A 4,901-nucleotide genomic window follows, 5' to 3' on the forward strand; every position below is an offset into this window, starting at 1 on the left:
CTTGGTGTACTCTACCGGCTCAAGAATGGACAGGCTCTTTTCGCCCTTGTTGATCTTCACATTCTCCTCTCCCCAATCCCCGAAGCTCTTGAGCTGGGTGGCGCTGGGGTATTGCTTGAAAATCAACAGGGCGTTTGCCGCAGAGTACCGATCCATTCTGCTCTGCGTATCGAGGAAGCCCTGCAACTTGGCAGGATCGGACAAAACCTCTTTTGCAGTCTCATCTATGACCGCATAGACTTCCTCTTTCTCCGCCTGCTTTTTTGCCATCCATTCCTCTGTGGAAAGCTGCGGGCGCTGGCTCTGTTCCGCCCGCTTCGGCTTAAAATTGCTTGTCATAGTCATTACCTCTCTTTCGGTTTTTTCTTCTTTACCGCAGACTGTTGGTGGACGGTCTGACGGGGCTTGCCCCTCTCCACTTTTCCCCTGTCGGTCTCAGGCTCGACACGCTCTGCTTCCTTCTGCTTTGCCGCCGCAGCCTTATAGCCGTTCAGCTTTTCCCTTACGGAAGGCTTTTTTTCGGCTGACTTCGCAGCACCCTTGTCAGTGTGCGTATCGTCCCGCTCTAAGCGCTGCTCGGACAGAGGGCTTTTTTCTGTCTTTGCGGCAGTAGGGTTTTCCTGTTCGTTTCGTTCCTTTTGCTTGCCTTTGCCCATCGCCTCTTCAACAATGCGCTCTCCCATCGTCTTGGAGGGAACCTCTCGCTCCATCGCCTCCCGCTCGGCAACATCCCGCTCTGCTTCCGAGACGATAGATGCCTTGTCCACTGTACCAAGCTCGAAGCGATCCACGATGCGCTGGATTTTAGATGCGTCCTCAGCTCTGGCGATAATATCTATCTGAGCATCAGGGGCGTTGGTGTTCCGGTCACGAAGGACACAATACAGAACGCCGTAGCGCTTGGCGTGTTCGGTAAACTTCTTCAAGTCCTTCTGCGGGAGCGAAAACACCTTCAGCTCCTTGCCGGACTTAATCATACTGGTCAGTCTTGCCTTACCTCTGGTCTTTCCTGACTGCGTGACTTCCTGCTTCAAGACCGACGCCAGCAGAATGGCAACTTCCTTTGCAGCCGAACCGGTCAGTTTTGCGGCAACCTCGAAGCCCTCAAGGGATAACCGGACAACCTGTTCCGCTGCGTCACCGCTGCTTGTCATAGAACCTTCTCTCCTTTCTCTGCATGATTTCTTCCTCTGCGATGACCTTCTCCAGCTTCTCTTGAATCACACCGGAGCGCTCCGCAATCCCATCGCAGAGCTTCAACTCTCTGCGGAGCCTTTTCAGTTTCTCGGAGATCTCAGAAATCTCGCCCTTTGCCGCTAACAGCCTTTCATCTGATATATCCACTCTTCGGATTTCATTTCGGAGATGCGTTCTGTTGGCGGTAAGCACTTTGATTTCTTCCTCAACCGAGGCTCGATACGAAAAAAGCTGCTCAGCAGTACCAATCTGGTGTCTGCATAGCAGCGTTGTCTGTGCGCTCAATTCGTCCAGCTTCATCAGGTCATCTCTCAAAAGGTAGTGAACCCTCGTTGGACTTTGCTTCTTATAGTTTGGGAGGTATCCCAGTTTGTAGCAGTAATAAAGATAACGACCTTTCAGCCCGCCCACCCTACGGATACGCTGCTCACGAGTGACAAGCGCATACTGGCGGGGCTTGGGCGCTTCACGCTGGAATGTCCGCATCAAAACCTTTCCCTGATTTTCTTTCAGCCGATCCATAATCCGGTCATTGGCATATTCCTCACCAAGCCGGTACAGACGGATCGGCTTCTTGCTTCCCTTGGGCAAAATCGTCCAGTATTTGTGCCGGTCATTGAAATCGAACGAGTAACCCATCTCTTTGAGGGCGTACTCAAGCTGCCTCCTGTTGGAGCTTTGGGCAATGGCTTCATCGAGGGCGGCTCGCACCACATTGTACCTCGTGGGCATTCCCGCCTTGTCCATAACAGTCAGGTGAGTGGGCGGGGCGTTGCGTTGTGGATTTTCTATCACATGGAGTCCATACTTGCGGCACAAGGTATCCGCAATTTGATGAAACTTAAACCATGCTTTCTCCTCCCCATGCAGACGCTTTCCATCTGCAAAAGAAACCGAGTTGATGACGAAATGACAATGCAGGTGCTTTGTATTTAGGTGTGTTGTCACAACAACCTGAAACCTCTTCCCCCACACCTCGTTTGCAAACTCCATTCCGATCTTCTGCGCCAACTCCGGCGTGATGTCCTGCTCCCTAAAGCTCAGGTAGCCATGATAGGCTTGGATTCCATCGGATTTACCGAACTGCTCCTTAACAGAGACAAACTGCTCTCGTGCAGTTGCCACATTGCAGTTAATCCCCTCACAGAAAAACTCATGCTCGGTTTTCTCCTCGTCCTTTGCATAGGCAAGCACATCACGAAGCGCCTGATAGTCAGCATCGCTGAACCTTGATTTGGATTTTTCGGTTTTCTCTGGATTCGTGGCGTAGTCCAGCACAGTACCAAGTCTGACCGTTACCGCCCACAGCTTTGTTACTGCCACTTCAAACCGCTCTGCTCCGGTCGCAGAAACACTCTCTCAACATCAGCCTGAAACTTATGCCAGCGTTCGGCTTCCTTTGCAAGCGCCGGAGCGTCGATGAAGTTCAAGGCATTTGCTTTTGCTGATAGCTGGTGAATGTTGTTGCCGATGGCAGACAGTTCTCGCATGACATCGTAGAATCTATCGTCCGGCTTCTCTCTTGGTTCATATCCTTTCAGCAGAAGCCTGACAAGCGCCGCTTCCGTCAGGCAGGTGCGCTTGGCTTTCTTCTGCAAATCCTGAGCTTCCGCTTTGGAAAACCAGAATTGCTTTTTAATCGTTCGCTTCATAGGCAAACTCTCCTTTCATAGATGGGGTATTAGGGGGAACCCCTAAATGACACTACCGTTTTTGCGCCGATAGGAGTAAAAAGGGTCTGCTCGTTAAGATGATACAGACATTCTCCCGTCCGTCGCTTTCTCGCAGATTATCGCTCCATTTCCTTTGAGACCGGCTTGTAAGGAACGGCAGCGATACCGCTTTCAGTACGGAAAAAACGCTCTGGGTTCTTGAACTTCTCCTGATATTTCTTCACCTGCTCAGGGGTCAGGCTCTCAAACCTCTCGCTCTCAATGGGTGCTGCGACAATAAAAAAATCTCCCGCAATGATGTCAAGCATCTCACGAGAGTCGTTCTTCATATAGCAGCGTTCCACCTTCCAACCGTCCTTACCGCCATACTCTTCCGCCATATACTGCTCCAGACGAACACCCTGATCCGTCCCATCAAGCGCTTCTGCAAAGATGGAATAGCCGCCCTTGTTCGGCTGAAATGCCTTGTTGTCGCTGGACACCACATAGGTTCTGGACTCCAAAGAATAGGGCTTCGTAAAGCTGTCCTGTGAGAAAACGATATAGCCGGTGATGTGTTCACCGTACTCTTTCTCGACCTCCCGAAAATGGTTTTTCATCTCCTGATAGGTCATGTCCACCTCAACCGGCTCGGCGTAAATTGCACGGTTCAAGGGCAGTCCGTTGACCTTTCCTTCCTCGTTGCAGATGAGCGCAACCTCGTCAGAGAAGGGCATATATTCCTCGATGTCACCGCCGACAACCGCCTGCATTGCTGCCAGACTGTCCTCAATTCTGATAAGCTGGGGCGCTTTGTCCGGCTGCACAAGCAGCACTTCGATGGTCTTGAGCTGGTCGTAATCGCAGAACCTCTCGCTCTGCTGCGCCTTGGTGGGGTCGAAAGAAACCTCCTTAAACCCAAAGCTGTCGCAGAAATAGAAGCCCTTTTTTACTTTCTCAGCTTCCAGTACCTCGACCACATCAGAGACCGACAGCGACCGGGCTTTATAGCCGGTGGGGTGTCTCTTATTGAATACATCATACACATCTTCAAGGCTTCTGCACTCGACAGTCCCCTCGAATACGCTGTCATAGACTGAGCTGTCGAGGCTCAAATCACCATGCTTTTTCTTCACAAAGTCGCTGCCCATGAAGGCAAGATTTTCGGAATCACGCTCCATGCTCACCTGATAAATTTTAATCTTCATCAGCGTTCTTCTCTCCTTTCGCTGTGTTTTTCTCTGGAAATGCCCAGCCTCCGGCAGAGGAAATCATTATAGTCCTTGCCGTACTGTGGCGGGCGGTCTGTAATCTCATACTGGTCTCCCAGCTTCGTTTTAAGCGCCATGCTCGCACTTCTCCCCGCCGCATCGTTGTCAAAATGCAGGGTGATTTTCCTGATATGAGGATTGTCACCAAGAAACTGTGACAATGCCATTGGGGTCTTGCTTTCCTCCGGTCTCTTCTTTGACAGATACACGCCGGAGAGCGAAACAAGGTTTTTCTCCCTCCAATCTCGCCCTTCCATCAGCTCCAAAGTAGCAAAGGATAGCAGGTCAATGGCACACTCAAACAGGTGCAGCTCTTCACTCTTACTGTCCGCTATCCGAAAGGAATAGTGCTTGTCGCTGCCGGAACAGTCTCCCATAATACGGGTGCTGTTTGTCGCCCGAAACGCTGCATATCTGGGTTTTCTCTCATGGTCATAGCCCACGAAAACGGCGTTGTGGTACGGTAGGCTCTCAAAGATAAGCCCCTGAGAAATGCAGTATTCGATGATGCCATAGTCGATTCCTCTGCCGAAAAGATATTCTGTAACCTTATCTGTTGTGGGGCTTCTTTCCGGCAAAAGCAAGACCTTCGGCTGCTCTTTTTTCGGTGCAGCGCATACCACGCTCGGCATAATCGAACCTCCACCCATCAGCGTTTCTACGGCTTCTACAAAAGAAATACCCTTGACTTTTACCAGATAGTCAAGGGCATTGTATCCGCCTATTCGATGTGACCACCACATCCATTTCCCGTTGGAGATCTTAAGGCTGTCATGGGTAC

At 51.0% G+C, this 4,901-nt stretch carries 5 protein-coding genes and 1 pseudogene; all 6 read right to left on the reverse strand.

The window, feature by feature from the left end; genetic code table 11:
• Positions 1 to 339 (reverse strand): annotated as a pseudogene (locus D1841_RS16425) (LtrC-like protein); the annotation flags it as partial.
• Positions 340 to 344: 5 nt separating this feature from the next.
• Positions 345 to 1,154: a PcfB family protein gene (locus tag D1841_RS16430; protein WP_161880048.1), complete on the reverse strand. Its 810-nt coding sequence runs from the start codon at positions 1,152 to 1,154 to the stop codon at positions 345 to 347.
• Positions 1,138 to 2,520, reverse strand: a complete 1,383-nt coding sequence (locus D1841_RS16435) for a relaxase/mobilization nuclease domain-containing protein (protein ID WP_160641637.1) — start codon at positions 2,518 to 2,520, stop codon at positions 1,138 to 1,140. Before D1841_RS16435 ends, D1841_RS16430 begins: the two co-directional genes overlap by 17 nt.
• Positions 2,511 to 2,849 carry a plasmid mobilization relaxosome protein MobC gene (locus D1841_RS16440; RefSeq protein ID WP_160641636.1) on the reverse strand — a complete coding sequence of 113 codons (339 nt, stop codon included), beginning with the start codon at positions 2,847 to 2,849 and terminating at the stop codon, positions 2,511 to 2,513. The genes D1841_RS16435 and D1841_RS16440 overlap by 10 nt, the downstream gene beginning before the upstream one ends.
• Before the next feature lie 137 nt (positions 2,850 to 2,986).
• On the reverse strand, positions 2,987 to 4,057 hold the full coding sequence (locus D1841_RS16445) for a DUF3846 domain-containing protein (protein ID WP_237076153.1): 1,071 nt from the start codon (positions 4,055 to 4,057) through the stop codon (positions 2,987 to 2,989).
• Positions 4,057 to 4,901: DUF3991 and TOPRIM domain-containing protein (locus tag D1841_RS16450; RefSeq protein WP_166554299.1), on the reverse strand; the 845-nt coding region annotated here is incomplete at its 5' end. The genes D1841_RS16445 and D1841_RS16450, both read right to left, overlap by 1 nt.

The organism is Neglectibacter sp. X4, assembly GCF_009917365.1.
Classification (GTDB): domain Bacteria; phylum Bacillota; class Clostridia; order Oscillospirales; family Acutalibacteraceae; genus Acutalibacter.

Coding starts and splice junctions, on each gene's coding strand:
- D1841_RS16430 (WP_161880048.1), bottom strand. CDS start 1,154: ATGACAAGCAGCGGTGACGCAGCGGAACAGGTTGTCCGGTTATCCCTT.
- D1841_RS16440 (WP_160641636.1), bottom strand. CDS start 2,849: ATGAAGCGAACGATTAAAAAGCAATTCTGGTTTTCCAAAGCGGAAGCT.
- D1841_RS16445 (WP_237076153.1), bottom strand. CDS start 4,057: ATGAAGATTAAAATTTATCAGGTGAGCATGGAGCGTGATTCCGAAAAT.